The organism is Bifidobacterium sp. B4111 (assembly GCF_026537235.1).
GTDB lineage: Bacteria > Actinomycetota > Actinomycetes > Actinomycetales > Bifidobacteriaceae > Bombiscardovia.
This window is the reverse complement of the sequence record NZ_JAFNMO010000002.1, coordinates 235,880-252,395: the sequence shown is the minus strand read 5'-3', so window position 1 is coordinate 252,395 and position 16,516 is coordinate 235,880. Positions and strand designations below refer to the sequence as shown.

The following is a 16,516-nucleotide window of genomic DNA, read 5'->3' as shown; positions in this document are numbered from 1 at the left end:
CTGGTTAACCGCTCAATCGCTGATAGCAGGACTCCTCATAAAGCCCCGCTGCTTCTACCGTATCTGAGAGAGGATGGAACTGTTGGATATGCGCGCTGGATGAGAGTCGGATATGTCACCAATCAAGCAAGATGCCTATGGGCCGCCAAAGAGAGATGAGCCTGTGGCAGTCACCTGCAGGAAAGCCGTCGGCTGCGCCAAATGGCGGCGGCTCATGTCGAAGCACTCCTGTCAGAGCATCTGTATGAGTTCTCCCACATCCTGGATGACCAACTGGATGTTGAGCCCGGTCAGGACAGCCACGATGATCCAGGCGAGGAAGGCCATCCATCGAGGGTTGGCGTACTTGCCCATGATCTTCTTGGAGGAGGTGAACCAGACCAGGGGAATCATGGATATGGGCAGGGCCACGCACAGGAAGACCTGGGAGTAGACCAGCAAGCTATCCAGGGCGGACTCCTTGCCGCCGAAGGCGATGGTGCAGATCAGCACGGGGATGATGGAGATCACACGGGTGACCAGCCTGCGCAGCCAGAGAGGGATCCTCATGCGGATGAAGCCCTCCATGACGATCTGCCCGGTCAGGGTGCCGGTGATAGTCGAGTTCTGACCTGAGGCCAGCAGGGCTACAGCGAAGAGGGTGGAGAGGAGGCCGGATGCCACCGGCCCGGCGATGGTCTTGTCGCCAAGTGCCTTGTAGAGAGCGGTGAAAGTGTCCAGCCCTTCGCCGTGTCCGAAGAACATGGCCGCACCCAGCATCAGCAGTAGGCAGTTGACCACGAAGGCGGCGGACAGCTGGATGTTGGAATCCCAGGTGGCGAACCGGACCGCGTTGGCAACCTGACGGTCGTCGCTACGGTCGAAGGCACGGGTCTGGACGATGGATGAGTGCAGGTAAAGGTTGTGAGGCATGACCGTGGCACCCACAATGCCTAGAGCCATGGTCAGCTGGCCGTTGCCCAGGATGGCCTTGTCGGGAATGAAGCCGCGGAAGACCGCCGGCAGGTCCGGCCTGGCCAGGAAGACCTCGTAAAGGAAGACCGCCATGATGACCAGGATCAGGGTGGCCACGATGGCCTCGATCCGCCGGAATCCGATCCTGGTCAGCAGGAGGAGGATCAGGACGTCCAGGACGGTCAGGGCCACACCCAGGACCAGGGGGATGCCGAAGAGGAGTTTCAGGGCTATGGCCCCGCCGATCACCTCGGCGATGTCGGTGGCCATGACGGCCAGCTCGGTGCAGATCCAGAGGATGAAGCTGAGCTTGCGCCCGGTGTGCAGGCGGGTGGCCTGGGCCAGGTCCAGGCCCGTCACGATGCCCAGCTTGGCCGACATATACTGGAGCATCATGGCGATCAGGCTGGAGATCAGGATGACACTCATGAGGAGGTAGCCGTATTGGGCTCCGCCGCCTATGGATGTGATCCAGTTGCCGGGGTCCATGTAGCCCACGGCCACCAGGGCCCCGGGGCCCGAGAAGGCGGCCAGGTTCCTCCAGAATGAGGCGCCGGACTTGGGCACCGCCACCGTGGCGTTGATTTCCTCCAAGGAGCGTCCGTTGGCGGTCTCGATGATGGAGTGGCCCCGATCATGGTCGGCCTGCCCGGTGCGGCTATGGGGCAGGGATTCCACTGCCTGTCTTGCCTCTGTTTTCAGCATGGCGCCTTCCTTGGGTGTGGCCTGTTCAACGATCGTCGTAAAACTTCGACCCTTAGAAGTTTAATGGTGCCACATGAATATTTCCATCCTCTGGAGGTGACCAACCTGTGACCCTGCTGACATCGTGGTGGGTCGACCGCGTCGTCCGGGTCGGTATCGCCCACCCATGCGTTCCCGGGAGTGGAGACAATTCCACCTGGGAACCGGAGCGGAAGCCGCGAATCACCTTGCTATACACTATGCAACATGGATGTCACGCAGCTTTCCGCCAATGCCCAGGACTATCTGAAGGTCATTTGGGACCTGCAGGAGTGGGATGATGGCCCGGTCCAGCCCACGGCCGTGGCGGAGCGGACGGGGATGAAGCAGTCGACCGTCTCCGGTGCGCTCTCCCGCCTGGTCGATGCCGGTCTGGTGGAACACAAGCCATACAGGAAGGTGGGGCTGACCCCGGCCGGAAGGCGTTCGGCCGTCACCATGGTCCGCCGCCACCGCCTCCTGGAGACCTTCCTGGTGGAGGTGCTTGATTACAGCTGGGACGAGGTGCACGAGGAGGCCGATGCCCTGGAGCATGCAGTCTCCGACAAGATGATTGAGAAGATCGACCGGTACCTGGGTCACCCCACCCAGGATCCCCACGGCGATGCCATACCGACCGAGGCGGGGACCATCCCCGACATCCCCAAGACCAAACCCCTCTCCCAGGTGGAGACGGGCCGGACCGTCCGGGTCCAACGGGTCAGCGACGAGGACTCCGGGATGCTCAGGTATCTGAGTGACCACGGAATCGGGCCGGGGAGCCTGCTCCAGGTGGTCAGCAAGAGAGGGGAGGAGGAGCCGGTCATCCTGCGGTTGGTGGCCGGTTCCGGGGAACGTCCGGATCAGGCTGCCAGGGATGGGGGTGACGATTTGAGGTTGGAGTTCGCTCAGGCGGCCTTGATCCAGGTCGGTTTACCTGGCACAGGTCGGGTCTGAGCCTTCCTTTCAAGAGGCAGGGTCTGCCGGGTGGGTAGGGTTGGGGCCTCCTAGGCCTCCACCCGTTCCGGGCCGGAATCGAGCTCCGCCTCCTTCTTGGCCACCCGCTTGGAATCGATCCGGTAATCGGCGTTGAAGATGCCGCCAGCGGTCAGGATGACCACCAGGCCGGCCAGGATCCAGACGCTTTCGACCTCGTACTGCTCCAGGAGCTCGTAGGTGGAGGTAATCATCTTCAGCCAGCCGGCCAGGGCCACGAAGTACCAGGCCGTGGCCTTATCCAGGAAGTTGACGGCCTGGCGGCGCTCGCGTTTGGTATCGGCCGCCTCACGGAGGATATTGTTGCCGCGCATCCGCTCCTTGTGGACCTTGAGGGGCGGAATCAGCCACCACCACGGAGATACCGGCCTCCACCGCTTGCTGACCTGCTCGAACTCCTCCAGGAGTGCCTTGAACTCCTTGAGTTCCATCAGTCCCTGATAGAGCGGGAAGGAAAAGAGCAGCCAGTCGCCGATCAGGGAGATTACCGCAATGAAGTTCGACATGCCCATGAACCTTTCAGGTGTGGTTTGTCATTCTTCGGTAATCGTATCCCCCCGGATTGCAGGCGCGGTCCCGTCCGGGCGGAGGGTGAGCAGGGTGGCGACCTGCGTGTAGTCTCATATGCAGTTGCGGCCCTACAGGAGGATGGATATGACGTCTCAGACAGTCGACGCGGCAGACTCGGCCAGGTCGGTCGGGTCGGACCTGCCTGTTGACGCCGCTCCCTCCAGCACGGCCCGGCCCGGCTTCGCGAGATCCACCTGGTTGGTCCCCCTGGCCTCCCTGGTCGGGGTGGTCATGGCCCTTGGGCTGGTCATCGCCTGGTTTCCCAAGACCTGGGAGATGTGGAATCTTCCCATCCAGGCCATCGATGCCCCCTCCCACTACTACTTCATCCGCAAGCTCCTCAGGGACGGCCCTGCTGTCGCCCTGACCCTCAACCCCAACGATTCCTTCTACCCGCCCCTCTTCCACCTACTGGTCTGTGGCCTCATCAAGGTGGCCGGTCTATTTGGCATCTCCGTGAATGTCTTCACCGGCCTCAACCTGGTCTGGATCATCACCTCGGGTTTGGTCTTCCCGGCGGGGATGCTGCTCTGGTGCTCCTACTTCTTCTCCGATCTGCCCAGGCCGCAGGTTGCGGGTATGTGCCTCCTGGTGCCGATCCTTTCGGTTACGTCGGCCGCCTTCCCGTTCTGGTTCTTCGACGCGGGGCCACTCTTCGCCTATGGGTTGGCCACCTCCCTCCTGCCCTTCTGCCTTTATGCCGGGCTGAGGCTGATCGATGCGATCGCTGACCGGGGGAAGCCGGATCGGGGGGGCAGGGGTCTGGTCTTCTGGGTGCCGGTCAACCTGGTGCTGGTCATCCTGATCCTGCTGGCCCACCCGCGGATCGCCTTCACCTATGTGGTGTTGATGGTCTTCTTCATCCTCTTCAGGCTCTCCTGGAAGTTCATTGCCTGTGCGGCAGGATGCGGCTGCCTGGCCGTGGTCCTCTTCGCCGCCTATGTCATGTACCGGGATCACGGGAAGAACTACCTGCACCTGTCCACCTGGTTCCATACCTTCCAACCGACCAGAAGCCTGCCTGGCGCCCTGGGTGTCCTCTTCACCGGGAACCTGTCAGGGCCGGCCGGTCTGATCATGGCGGTGTGCATTTGCCTGGCCCTGGCCGCCTCACTCCTGCTGAGTGGTCGGCGCTTCCGGGAGGGGCTGTCGCTGGTCCTCTCCTTCCTCCTGGTCGGAGTGATTTATGTGTGCAGCGCTGCGGTTTCCGGCCCGCTGGCCAATATTCTGACCGCCGCCTGGTATCGGGGGGAGACCAGGCCCCTGGCCATGCTGCCCCTGGCGATCATTCCCCTGCTGGTCTTTGGGGCCCGTTGCCTTCTGGATCCGCACCCGGTGAGATGGAAGGGTGCGGAGGGAGCCCAGCCGACGGACAAATCGGTCGGGGTATCGGATGATTCCGTCGAAACGAATCTGGTCGCCAGATGGTCCTCTGCCCTGGTCCGGGACCGGCCTTTGAGGGTGCTCGTGGTCGCCGCGCTCTCCCTTGCCCTGGTTGTGGCGGGGAACGTGTCCAACCCCCTGAGGGTGGACCTGGCCCGACAGGCCGAGACCAACGCCGTCCTGGACAGGGACGACCCGCACGCGCAATTGACCAGGGCCAAGTTCAGGGTGCTGACCACCATCAGGGATCGGGTCGGCCAGGATGATGCGGTGATCATCTCCGACCCCATGAACGGGTCCATGTATGGAATGACCCTGTATGGCCTCAACATGCTCTATCCGGTCTACAACCCCATGGACACCAAGAACGGCAAGGTCTTCGGAGAGGTCGAGCTCTCCTTCGACTCCGGCGACTCGGACCGCCTCCTGGCCATGCTCTGCCCGGTGGACCCCAGCTATACCCGGCATGGTCCCGGCGGTGCCGGCAGGGCCCCGAAGTACTTCCTGACCATGGGGCCCCAGGCGCCCGACCTGCAGATGTTCACCTACAAGGCCCAGTACGACCCCTTCCACAAGCAGGGACTGATCGACGGCTATGTCCGTTCGGGGGCCATGCAGAAGGTGGAGGACTTCGGCACGCCCGCCTATGACGGAGAGCATTGGGCCCTCTACCGGTTCGCCTGCAGGTAAGAGGGCACCGCCTTTCCCCGGTCCGTCTGCACAGGGAATACTTGGTGTCCCTTGGCGCTCCTGCAGACAAGACTGGTTACACCAAGGTGCCGCCCCTCTGCATGGGGATGGGTACGGGTGGCACGGTTTGCGAATCTTTCGTTCACTTCCTTGCCGGGGCGGGGCTTTATGGGTAAGCGCGTGTAGTCTGAGAACCTGATGAGACGCGACTTATGAAGGTTCTCGATGGTGGGGTTGCCTCGCCTCAGGGGGACCGATTGGTCGCCGGAACAAGGAGTGTGACTGGTGTCAGAGTCGGGGATGCAATGGAAAAGGCACCTGGGCAGGGTCTGCGCGGCCGGGACCGCCGTGGCCCTCTTGGTCTTCGTGCCGTTCACAGGTGTGCATCAGGCCCAGGCGGCTGGGCTGGAAGGCCAGTCGGGTAATCAGACCTATGCCGCCACATCCGAGACAGGGGATGCCGTCCCCCAGGACATGCTCCCCGAGTCCATTGATGACTCCATCCCCGCAAACGCTACAGTGGTTGCCAAGAATGTGGCCGTCACCGACCAGGGTGAAGTCAAGGACATCACCACCGGTGAGCCCGTGACCGATGAGACGGTGGTCGGCACCCCGGACCGACCGGCCGACCCCTTGGCCAAGACCGGGGGAAGGAGCTTCATTCCGGTTCCCGTCAAGGAGGTCAAGGAGCAGCTGGATCAGTCCACCCGGACCAGGTCAACCAAACCGGCCGCCGCCCAAGGGCAGGCCGACAGGGTTCAATCCACGGCGGTGCACGACGGTGTTTATTACCCGCAGGGCAGGTCCGGGGCCGTGGCGAGGCCCACGGCCTTGGGCAACAACGGATATGGGGCGCACTGGGGTACCTACCAGGGCACCCGGGCCTTCTTTGAAGGCAACGGCACCCTCTTCGCCCAGCAGGCCAAGGGTGTCGTCGACGTGTCGCAGTGGCAGGGTCGAATCGACTGGACGGCCGCCCGCAATTCAGGTGTCGAGGGGGCCATCATCCGCATCGGATACGGATGGGGGAACGGCTACGACAACACGGCCCTGTACAACATCAAAGAGTGCAAGCGTTTGGGCATCCCCTTCGGCATCTACCTCTACTCTTACGCCTACGACGGCAATACCGGCCGGGCCGAGGGCGACGGCACGGTCGACCTCCTACGCCGTGCAGGCGTGAGTCCCGGCGATCTGGCCTACCCGGTCTATTACGACCTGGAGAACTGGGTCTGGGCCGGTCATGCGCCGCCGACCTCCCCGACCGTGTATGACGGCATCGTCAACGCCTGGTACAACCGTCTCCAGTCCGCAGGCTACAACAAGCTCTCGGTCTACTCCTACACCTTCTATCTGAACTCGGCCCTGAACAGCGGCAACATCCGTTCAAAGACCCACTGGGTGGCCAGTTACGGTTCACGTACGGGCTTCGACTTCCCCGCCAACCAGCGCTGCTGGCAGTACGCGGATGATGGGATAATTCCCGGAATTACAGGTAAGGTTGATTTTAACGCCTGTGGGAATCTCAATCAAAGTGACTTGTTGGATGTAAGACAATTGCCTAAGGTTAATATTCCCAACGGGGAATACTATATCAATTCGTGGATGAAAGATTCGTCCGGATTTGACATCGCAGGTGGTAGCACCAATCGAGAAGTCCCTTTACAGCTGTTTACTTACAACACTTCCGAGGCTCAGCGATACAATTTTGTCAGTCAACGCGACGGTAGCTATGTCATAAGGAATGTGAATTCTAACAAGGTCTTGGATGTTTCCAGCGGTCAGGCCTGCCAAGAAGCTACTGTTTGGCAGTATGACTATAATGGTTCCGCAGCACAGCGTTGGTTTATTCGTGATGCCGGTGATGCTTATTATCTTCAATCTGCACTCGGGAATTGGGTTCTCAATATAACCAATAGTTCTTTAGTTGATGGGACCAGAATCAATCTGCATAGTCCAACAGGCAATGGGCTTCAACGTTTCCAGTTAGCTTCGACTAAGGATATAGATGCCAGTCTGCGATATAGGATTGAGTCAGAGATTCGTAGCGGTCTTGTACTGGATATTCCCGGGGGGTCGGTCAACAATGGTATTCGTGTTCAAACCTATAACTGGAATGGAAGTGATGCCCAGCTTTTCTATTTTCAAAGCGTAGGCAATGGTCTGTATGAGATCATTAACGTTAATTCCGGTAAGCGCTTGGAAGTCGCTGAAGGTCGGACTGAAGCAGGAACGAGTGTTCAGCAATATCGTGCTAATGGAACTCAGGCACAGCGTTGGCTGATTAGAGATGCGGATCAGGGCCGATTCACTTTCGTTAATAGCATTTCCAACAAAGCCCTGGATATACCGTCTGCGGACACGGGGTCAGGGAAACCGATACAGGTATATGACCAGAATGGTACCCATGCTCAACAATGGAAGCTTAGAGAAGAACTGACATATCGCCAGAAAATTGATTACTTGGCTGCTCAGCATGCTAATGATCTCGCTGACGGTGGGTATATCATACGGACGGGCCTTAACGGGGCATATTGTTTAGATGTGCCTGGTGGTTCAACAGACAATGGTGTGAAAATTCAGTTGTATGTGAGTAATGGTACCTCTGCGCAGCAGTGGGTTGTCGCCGGCGATAAGCAAGGTTATAAGACAATAAAAAATGTGCGTTCTGACAAGGTTCTGGATGTAGAAGGTGGTGACCGGTCTAAAGCAGCTCGCATTCAGCAATACCGATCAAATGGAACATATGCCCAGAAGTGGATTCCAATCAAATCAAGTAGTGGATCTTTCAAGCTGGTATCGGCTTTGGATATGAACTTGGTGCTGGATCTCTCTTCCGGTCAAGTAAGTAATGGAAATCAAATACAGCTTTATACAGGCAATGGCACAGAAGCTCAAAGTTGGAATTTCAGATAAAAGAGTACTAATAAAAGGGGTGGTGCTCAACTAGATAATCGATAATCTGTCCGATAACATTCTTCCCCGAAAAGGTCTCATCTATCTTCCATTCGGTGCAGATATGTAAACAAGTTGCTTGATTCTATGTAGGACTTACGATCGTTCTTGGCTATGACATCAAGGACGATGCCCGTGGCTATGCATAGGAGACCTGCAAGTATCAGCAGTACTGAACAAATCAGTGTGGGGAATCGCTCTACTAGTCCTGAATGCCAGAAGTCAATCATGACTGATATTAGGAAACCTAATCCGACCAATCCTGTGACAGTCCCTAAGCCGCCAAAAAAGGGAAGTGGCTTATACTCACGAATCATGCGGAAGATTGTAGCAAGCACTTTGATTCCGTCTCCGACCGTATCAAGCTTGCTCACAGATCCTTCTGGCCTGTCACGGTACTGAACAGGCATCTCATATAGACGAAGGTTCTTATCCAGACTGTGAATGGTCATCTCGGTCTCTACTTCGAAACCTACTGCCTGAATTGGATAAGTCTTGATATATGAGAAAGAGAAGGCTCTGTATCCGGTCATTATGTCCGTTACATGAGCATGAAAAAGACAATTAATAGACCCGCGGACGACTCGGTTTCCAATATTGTGGAAAGGACGTTTGTTCTCCGCGAAGTATGTTGAGCTCAGACGATCGCCGATAACCATGTCATTACCTTCGAGTACTTTTCGTACCATTTCCGGGGCAACATCGGCAGGGTAGGTATCATCTCCGTCCGCCATGACATATACGTCAGCATCGATATCCTGAAACATTGCTCGAATGACGTTACCTTTGCCTTGCCGAGGTTCTCTCCTCACGATAGCCCCAGCGTCTGCAGCAATGCGCGCGGTCTGATCGCTTGAGTTATTGTCATATACGTAGATGTCGGCCATTGGAAGTGCTGTTTTAAAGTCAGCGACAACTTTGCCTATAGTTACCTCTTCGTTGTAACAAGGTATAAGTACCGCTATTGAAACTTCATTTAGACTCTGATTGCTCATATAAGCAGTTTATCTGTGCTTGAATACAAAAATACAATATCATTTTGGTTTAATGTCGATTGTGCTGTTTTTTGGGAACGGCGTATGAGTGAGGGGCAGGATGGGTCCTGGTGGGCGATCTCCACTTTCATTCTCGAATATCCGATCATGTTCGCACTCATTTCGACGGCGCTCCACCTTCAGCTCACCGTGGTCGGTTCCTCTTACATCGCCGGTGCGCAGAGCCGTTACTTCATGCCGGTCAATCCTCTGCTTCTGCTGGGTGTCCTTCTCCTGGTCAGGTGTTTTTCTTTCCTCGAGAATCGACCATGAGCCTGGTGAGAAGCTATTTAGGACGGTCGAGAGCAGGCACCAGATCATCGTTCGGATTCTCTCCTGTGTGATGGTCATGACGATCACCATCACGCTGCTGAATCTGTTCAAGGTCGTGCATGACAGGTGGTATTTTGCTCTGCGCTCCTACAGGTGTGAAGACGCCGACTTGCAGTAGCATAGGGTGATATGACAGAGAAACTTGCCTTGAAGAACATTATCGTCACTGGTGGCTGTGGTTTCATCGGCTCCAATTTCGTGCGGTACGTGGTCAGGAACCATCCCGAGGTTCACATCACGGTTATCGACGCCTTGACCTATGCCGGCAACATCGAGAACATCGCAGGGCTTCCAGGGGATCGGGTGGAATTCATACACGGGAATATCTGTGATGAGGACCTGTTGAACCGGGTGGTTCCCGGTCATGACGCCATCGTGCACTATGCAGCGGAATCCCATAACGACAACTCGATAGCGAATCCGGAACCCTTTATCCAGACCAATGTGGTCGGGACCTTCCGCCTGATTCAGGCTGCCAGGAAGTTCGACATCCGTTACCATCACGTCAGTACCGACGAGGTATACGGCGACCTGGCCCTGGATGATCCTGCAAGGTTCACGGAGGAGACCCCCTACCACCCCTCCTCCCCTTACTCCTCGACCAAGGCCTCCTCCGATATGCTGGTCAGGGCCTGGTTCAGGACCTTTGGTCTCAAGATGACCATTTCGAACTGCTCCAACAATTATGGTCCATATCAGCATGTTGAGAAGTTCATTCCCCGTCAGATCACCAATATCCTGGAGGGTATCCGACCCAAGCTGTACGGTGACGGACTCAATGTCAGGGACTGGATCAACACCGAGGATCACTCGTCGGCCGTATGGACCATCCTCACCCAGGGCAGGTTGGGTGAGACCTACCTGATCGGTGCCGATGGTGAGCGCGACAACATCACGGTCTTGCGCGACATCCTGCGGGTGATGGGCAAGGACGAGAACGATTTCGACCACGTCAAGGACCGGCCGGGCCATGATCGCCGCTATGCCATCGACTCCTCCAAGCTCCGCAGGGAGCTGGGTTGGACTCCGGCCCACACGGACTTCGAGTCAGGTCTGAGGGAAACAATCGATTGGTATCGCAGTAATCGGCAGTGGTGGGAGCCTGTCAAGGCCGCCACTGAGGCCCGGTACAGCCAGCAGGGGCAGTGAGACTGAACCCCCGGGGCGGTAGAACAGGATGCTGGGAGGGGTCTATGCTCCTACCTGGCTTTCTGATTCACGAGGAAAGGTAATGACGTACATATGCCTATGGAATTCGAAAAGGAACTGAAGGCGCAAACCACCAATATTCCCGGTCTTCTGGTTTTCGACCTGCCGGTGCACGGCGACAACCGAGGGTGGTTCAAGGAAAACTGGCAGCGAGCCAAGATGACCTCCCTGGGTCTGCCTGATTTCGGCCCTGTGCAGAACAACATCAGTTTCAACGCCAAGAAGGGCGTTACCAGAGGGATTCATGCCGAGCCCTGGGACAAGTTCATTTCCATCGGTGCCGGTGAAATCTTCGGAGCCTGGGTGGATCTGCGACCCGGACGGACCTTTGGGCAGGTGTTCACCACCCGCTTGGATCCTTCCAAGGCCATCTATGTGCCCAGGGGTGTGGGCAACAGCTTCCAATCCCTTGTGGACGGCACCGTGTACACATACCTGGTCAACGCACACTGGTCCCTGGAGCAGAAGAAGACCTATACCTTCGTCAATCTCGCCGACCCCGACCTGGGCATCGACTGGCCCATTCCGCTGGAGCAGAGTGAACGCAGCGAGGCCGACATGAACCACCCCATGCTCAGGGATGTCAGCCCGATGAAGCCCAAGCGCACCCTGGTCACCGGATCCAGGGGTCAGCTCGGTTCAGCCATACAGCGGTACGTCACTGAGCATAATCTGACTGAATTCGAGTTTACCGACATCGACGGGTTCGATTTCTCCGATTCATGGGCCTACGACCGTTTCGACTGGGACCTGTACGGCACCATCATCAACGCCGGCGCCTACACTGCCGTCGACAAGGCTGAGACCGCAGAGGGCAGGAAGGTGGCCTGGAAGGCGAATGCCCTCGGTCCCTCCCTGCTGGCCCAGGTGGCCCAGCGTCATCAGATCACCCTGGTCCATGTGTCCAGTGACTACGTCTTTGACGGAACCCGGGAGGAGCACGGGGAGGACGAGGACTTCTCCCCACTGAATGTCTACGGGCAGACCAAGGCCGCCGGAGACATAGCCGTGGCCGCCGTACCGCGCCACTACATCATCCGTTCAAGCTGGGTGATCGGTCAGGGGAACAACTTTGTCAGGACCATGATGCGGTTGTCCGACAAGGTGGCTGACCCGGATGACACCCTGGACCAGGTCACCGTCGTCAATGACCAGTATGGTCGATTGACTTTCACCGATGACATGGCCGAGGCCATCTTCCACCTCCTGGATGGACAGGCGCCCTATGGCGCCTACAATCTGACAGGGTCCGGCAGGATCCGCTCCTGGGCCGATATCGCCAAGGAGGTCTTCAGACAGACCAATGGAAATGATGACAAGGTGCGGCCGGTGACCACCGAGGAGTACTACGCCGGTGCCGATGCCCCGATCGCCCCCCGGCCCGTTCACAGCGCCCTGAAACTGGACAAGATCAAGCAAACCGGGTTCCGTGTTCCCGACTGGGAAGACTCCATGCAGAGGTACATCGGCCAGGTCAAGTCCTGAGCATAACTGAATGCGGGGGAACGGCAGAGATACATCCCGACCCTTTCCGGTGCCAAGGGTCGGGTACTAGGCTGTTCCCTATTGTGCCTAGTGTCTGTATGAAGTTCGCAAAGGAAGGCAGCAGTCGATGAAAGGCATCATTCTTGCAGGTGGTTCGGGTACCAGGCTTTATCCGCTCACCACCGTCACATCCAAACAGTTGCTACCTGTATACGACAAGCCGATGATCTACTACCCGCTCAGCGTCTTGATGATGGCGGGCATCAAGGACATCCTGCTTATCTCCACACCACAGGACCTGCCCAACTTCAAGCGCCTGCTCGGCTCCGGGAAACAGTTCGGCATCAACCTCTCCTACACTGTGCAGCCCAGTCCTGACGGGCTGGCCCAGGCCTTCATCCTCGGTGAGGACTTCATCGATGGTGAACCCTGCGCCCTGGTTCTGGGCGATAACATCTTCTACGGCAACGGTCTGGGGAATATCCTCAGACAGGCATCCAGAACCATCGATGGTGCTGTGGTCTTCGGCTACTATGTCGATGACCCCCAGCGGTATGGTGTCGTCGAATTCGATGAGCAGAAGAAGGCCGTCTCCATCGTGGAGAAGCCGGAGAACCCTGCCTCCAACTATGCCGTGACCGGTCTGTACTTCTATGACAGCCGGGTCACTGAGCTGGCCAAGCAGGTCAGGCCGTCGGCACGCGGCGAGTTGGAGATCACCGACCTGAACAGGATGTATCTGGAGATGGGCCTCCTGAATGTGATGACCCTGGGGCGTGGATACGCCTGGCTGGATACGGGTACCATGGACTCGCTCTATGAGGCAGGTGAGTTTGTCCGGACCGTAGAAAGGGCCCAGGGTCTGCCGATTTCCTCCTTGGAGGAGATTGCCTTTGAGAACCGTTGGATTTCCCGAGACCAGCTTTTGGAGTCCGCCAAACGTTATGCCAAGTCACCCTACGGCCAGCATCTCATACAGGTTGCGGAAAACAGGGTGATTTCACGGCCGGATGACTGAGATGGAGACCATGCCCAAGTTTTCAGTGGTGATTGCCGCCTGCAATGTCGAACCCTATATTGGTCAGTGCCTGAGAAGCCTGCAGGCCCAGACCTTCGCGGATTTCCAGGCCATAGTAATCAATGATGCCAGCACGGATGGCACCAGGGACGTCATTGAGGGAATCATATCCGACGACTCGCGGTTCGTTCTCGTCGACAAGACGGAACGGGAAGGGTCGCACTTGGCCCGGAAAACCGGAACGGGCTTGGCCAAGGGGGCCTGGACGCTCTTCCTTGATGGCGATGACGAGCTGAAGGAAGACACCCTGGCCGTCCTTGAGGACCATCTTTCTTCTTTGCCTGACGATCAACAGCCTGACATGCTTCGCTTCGCCCGGTCCGTCCTACCCGAAAACCCCAAGCTGGCCGAGGAGGCCAAGACCGTTGAAGCGACCTTCAACGTGCGCACGGATGGCATGCTCAGGGGTGGGGAGATACTCAAGTCCGTATTCTCGGATGATGGCAGCCGCCAGCGGGGTTCCTGGTCGATCATCTCCATGGCCGTCAAAACGGGTGTTCTCCAAGAGGCCTTCGACGCGACGACGAACGAGAATCTGGGCAGGATCGAAGATGCCTACGAATTCTTCATCCTGGCCGATACCGCCGAAACCTACGCCTACTTTGATTCAGAACCCCTCTATATGTACCACTGGGGCAGGGGCGTCACCGGTACCGAGAAAATCACACTTGACCACTTCGAGCGCGGCCTCAAGGGGATTGCGACCACACTCCGTGAGATGGAACAGTACTGTCGGCGTTCCGATTCCCGGGACGTGCAAGAATGCTGGACCTGGCTTTGCCGCAACTTCCCCAGGCACATCTCCACCGATATGGTCCTGAGGGTCAGCGTCGAGGACGAGCATGATGCCGCGATTGCCTTCGCCAAGACCTGGGGTAGCCAGATCGCCGGTGGTGAGTTGGCACGTCTGATCAGAGACAGGGCCAGGCAGGTGCTGAAGGACGGCAAGGCCATCGGCGTCAAGGATGAGCTGTGGAGATTGCTCGGCTTCTATCAGGAGATTGAGGATGGTCGTACCTGGCCCAACCTCAATGATGCCCTCTACGGGGAGTACTATGCTGAGACGATTCAAGAGGCATCCGATCTGGTGGATCAGGTGCGCGGCACAGTCGGGGTTTCCCATGCGCTGACCAAGTCCGCCACCAAGCGGTTGGCCATCTTCTGCTTCTACGACCCCAAGGGCCACGCGTCCTCCTACATTGAAACCCTGCTGACCGATCTGATGCGTAACGTCACGGATCTGATCGTCGTCGCCAACGGGAGCATGGACCAGTCCTCACGCGAGCTCTTTCAAAGGTTCACCGACCGGATCATCGTTCGGGAGAACATTGGTCTGGACGCCGCCGCATACAAGGAGGTCATGCTGGGCTTGGGCTGGGATGCCCTGACTCGATATGACGAGGTCATCTGCATGAACGACACGGTTCTGGGGCCCGTCTATCCCTTCGCCGAAATGTTCGCTGAGATGGATGCCCGTGATGTGGACTTTTGGGGGATTACCGCCTACCGCAGCGAAACCGTCAACAATGAGTTCATCCCCACCCACCTTCAGGCTTACTGGCACGCCTACCGGAAGTCCTTCATCCAAACCCGGGACTTCCAGGAGTACTGGGAGAACCTGCCGGTGTGGCGTTCATACGCCGATGTGACCCATAAGCACGAGATTCCCTTCACCGCCCACTTCGCCGAGCTGGGGTATTCCTGGTCGGCCTACGTGGACCAAGAGAAGTATAAGGATGTTTCCTCATACCCCCTCCTGTATTCTCCCGTGAATCTGGTCAGGGACGACCGGTGCCCGATCTTCAAGAAGCGTTCCTTCTTCGTGGACTACGACACGATTTTCGACCAGACCGCAGGGCAGCCCGCCATGGATCTGTATGACTACCTGCGCGACCATACCACCTACCCAACTGATCAGATCTGGGATGCCATCCTCCCCAATTACAACATTGAGGACATTCGCAAGGCGCTTCATCTGACTTACATCCTGGCCAATGAGTCGAATGGCGCCGTAACCGGATCGACGATGAAATCGGCCTTCATCTACCATATCTACTTCCTGGATCTGCTTGATGAGACCTACCGGTACCTCAGCAGGATTCCCGAGGAGACCGACATCTACGTCACCACCACCACCGACAAGATCGACAAGGTCGATCAGTATCTCAAGTCCCGCGGTTTCAGGCGATCGGTGCACTTCATTCCTGTCCAGAACCGCGGTCGTGATGTATCCGCCCTCCTTGTGGGAGCCAAGTCGGTCATCCTGGACGGACGGTATGAGGTCGTGGGCTTCGCTCACGACAAGAAGTCCAGCCAGAACCAGGAAACCGGACATCACGGCACTGAAACCCAGGGGTTCGCCTACAAACTCATGGAGAACACCCTAGGCAGCACCCCCTTCATCCGCCGCGTCCTGAACCTCTTTGACCAGAACCCGCGATTGGGCATGCTCTCACCCCTGCCGCCGTATCATGCCCTCTATTTCGCTCATACCCTGCCCGCCGATTGGGGGCCCAACTTCCAGAACACCAAGAACCTGCTCGAACGGCGACTGCACCTGAGCGTTCCCATGGATGAGTCCAAGGCCACCATGTCGGCCATCGGGTCCTGCTACTGGTTCCGGGTGGCTGCCCTGAAGCCGCTGTTCGCGGCCAACTGGCAGTATGAGGACTTCCTTGCCGAGGGCGAGATGGGTGTGGACGGGTCCATATCGCACGCCATCGAACGCGCCAACGGTTACGTGGCTCAATCCCAGGGGTATTACCCTGCCTGGGTGCTCAATGACCGATACGCCAGGTTGGAGGTCGATTCCCTCCTGTACACGACCAACTCCCTGATTCGGGCGATGGGGGCGGCCCGCAGCGGTGAGACCCTGCTGGCCAACTGTGATTCACTCAGGCGGAGCATCAAGTCGTCGCGTCGATACTCGCGGGTGTTGAGGCGGAAGGTGCATCGGGGGCTCCAGATCGTGGCCAAGTACACCGTCAGGCCCCTACCTGAGCCGGTCCAGTCGGTCATCTACCGGACGGCATGGTTCCCCCTGATAACCTACCGGCGGCTACGTGACGGTCTTCGCAGGAGGCTCCGGGGCTGACTGAGGTGGGTC

General features: G+C 57.8%; 11 protein-coding genes. 7 read left to right on the top strand and 4 right to left on the bottom strand.

Annotation, left to right across the window (positions count from 1 at the left end):
• Positions 1 to 231: 231 nt before the first annotated feature.
• Complete coding sequence (locus J3T93_RS04965; protein WP_267430771.1) at positions 232 to 1,659, bottom strand: Nramp family divalent metal transporter; 1,428 nt, start codon at positions 1,657 to 1,659, stop codon at positions 232 to 234.
• A 246-nt stretch (positions 1,660 to 1,905) separates the two neighbouring features.
• Between J3T93_RS04965 and J3T93_RS04960 the strand changes: the two genes are divergently transcribed.
• Positions 1,906 to 2,634, top strand: coding sequence for a metal-dependent transcriptional regulator (locus J3T93_RS04960; protein WP_267430770.1), 729 nt, complete (start codon positions 1,906 to 1,908; stop codon positions 2,632 to 2,634).
• 50 nt (positions 2,635 to 2,684) lie between these two features.
• Here the strand turns inward: J3T93_RS04960 and J3T93_RS04955 are convergent, their stop codons facing one another.
• On the bottom strand, positions 2,685 to 3,179 hold the full coding sequence (locus J3T93_RS04955; RefSeq protein ID WP_267430769.1) for a hypothetical protein: 495 nt from the start codon (positions 3,177 to 3,179) through the stop codon (positions 2,685 to 2,687).
• Between the two features lie 148 nt (positions 3,180 to 3,327).
• On the opposite strand from J3T93_RS04955, the gene J3T93_RS04950 reads away from it, so the two are divergent.
• Positions 3,328 to 5,316, top strand: a complete 1,989-nt coding sequence (locus J3T93_RS04950) for a DUF6541 family protein (RefSeq protein WP_267430767.1) — start codon at positions 3,328 to 3,330, stop codon at positions 5,314 to 5,316.
• A 285-nt stretch (positions 5,317 to 5,601) separates the two neighbouring features.
• The gene (locus J3T93_RS04945; protein WP_267430766.1) at positions 5,602 to 8,232 is read left to right on the top strand and encodes an RICIN domain-containing protein; all 2,631 of its coding nucleotides are present in this window, start codon (positions 5,602 to 5,604) and stop codon (positions 8,230 to 8,232) included.
• A gap of 77 nt (positions 8,233 to 8,309) precedes the next feature.
• Here the strand turns inward: J3T93_RS04945 and J3T93_RS04940 are convergent, their stop codons facing one another.
• Both J3T93_RS04940 and J3T93_RS04935 read right to left on the bottom strand, forming a co-directional pair.
• Positions 8,310 to 9,266, bottom strand: coding sequence for a glycosyltransferase family 2 protein (locus J3T93_RS04940; RefSeq protein WP_267430765.1), 957 nt, complete (start codon positions 9,264 to 9,266; stop codon positions 8,310 to 8,312).
• Positions 9,267 to 9,305: 39 nt separating this feature from the next.
• Entirely contained in the window at positions 9,306 to 9,656 is a 351-nt protein-coding gene (locus J3T93_RS04935) for a hypothetical protein (RefSeq protein ID WP_267430764.1), read from the bottom strand.
• 111 nt (positions 9,657 to 9,767) lie between these two features.
• Here J3T93_RS04935 and rfbB point away from each other — a divergent pair, with 111 nt between their 5' ends.
• The 4 genes from rfbB (at position 9,768) to J3T93_RS04915 (ending at position 16,504) form a co-directional block, all read left to right on the top strand.
• Complete coding sequence (rfbB, locus tag J3T93_RS04930) at positions 9,768 to 10,787, top strand: dTDP-glucose 4,6-dehydratase (protein ID WP_267430763.1); 1,020 nt, start codon at positions 9,768 to 9,770, stop codon at positions 10,785 to 10,787.
• Positions 10,788 to 10,880: 93 nt separating this feature from the next.
• Positions 10,881 to 12,332, top strand: coding sequence for a bifunctional dTDP-4-dehydrorhamnose 3,5-epimerase family protein/NAD(P)-dependent oxidoreductase (locus J3T93_RS04925; RefSeq protein ID WP_267430762.1), 1,452 nt, complete (start codon positions 10,881 to 10,883; stop codon positions 12,330 to 12,332).
• 127 nt (positions 12,333 to 12,459) lie between these two features.
• Positions 12,460 to 13,350: a glucose-1-phosphate thymidylyltransferase RfbA gene (gene rfbA, locus J3T93_RS04920; RefSeq protein WP_267430760.1), complete on the top strand. Its 891-nt coding sequence runs from the start codon at positions 12,460 to 12,462 to the stop codon at positions 13,348 to 13,350.
• Entirely contained in the window at positions 13,343 to 16,504 is a 3,162-nt protein-coding gene (locus tag J3T93_RS04915; RefSeq protein ID WP_267430759.1) for a rhamnan synthesis F family protein, read from the top strand. Before rfbA ends, J3T93_RS04915 begins: the two co-directional genes overlap by 8 nt.
• Positions 16,505 to 16,516: the final 12 nt, after the last annotated feature.

Excerpts from the sequence above, each read along its gene's own strand:
- J3T93_RS04965 (WP_267430771.1), bottom strand. The coding sequence starts at position 1,659 with ATGCTGAAAACAGAGGCAAGACAGGCAGTGGAATCCCTGCCCCATAGC.
- J3T93_RS04960 (WP_267430770.1), top strand. The coding sequence starts at position 1,906 with ATGGATGTCACGCAGCTTTCCGCCAATGCCCAGGACTATCTGAAGGTC.
- rfbA (WP_267430760.1), top strand. The coding sequence starts at position 12,460 with ATGAAAGGCATCATTCTTGCAGGTGGTTCGGGTACCAGGCTTTATCCG.
- J3T93_RS04940 (WP_267430765.1), bottom strand. The coding sequence starts at position 9,266 with ATGAGCAATCAGAGTCTAAATGAAGTTTCAATAGCGGTACTTATACCT.
- J3T93_RS04915 (WP_267430759.1), top strand. The coding sequence starts at position 13,343 with ATGACTGAGATGGAGACCATGCCCAAGTTTTCAGTGGTGATTGCCGCC.
- J3T93_RS04955 (WP_267430769.1), bottom strand. The coding sequence starts at position 3,179 with ATGTCGAACTTCATTGCGGTAATCTCCCTGATCGGCGACTGGCTGCTC.
- J3T93_RS04935 (WP_267430764.1), bottom strand. The coding sequence starts at position 9,656 with ATGACCATCACACAGGAGAGAATCCGAACGATGATCTGGTGCCTGCTC.
- rfbB (WP_267430763.1), top strand. The coding sequence starts at position 9,768 with ATGACAGAGAAACTTGCCTTGAAGAACATTATCGTCACTGGTGGCTGT.
- J3T93_RS04925 (WP_267430762.1), top strand. The coding sequence starts at position 10,881 with ATGCCTATGGAATTCGAAAAGGAACTGAAGGCGCAAACCACCAATATT.
- J3T93_RS04950 (WP_267430767.1), top strand. The coding sequence starts at position 3,328 with ATGACGTCTCAGACAGTCGACGCGGCAGACTCGGCCAGGTCGGTCGGG.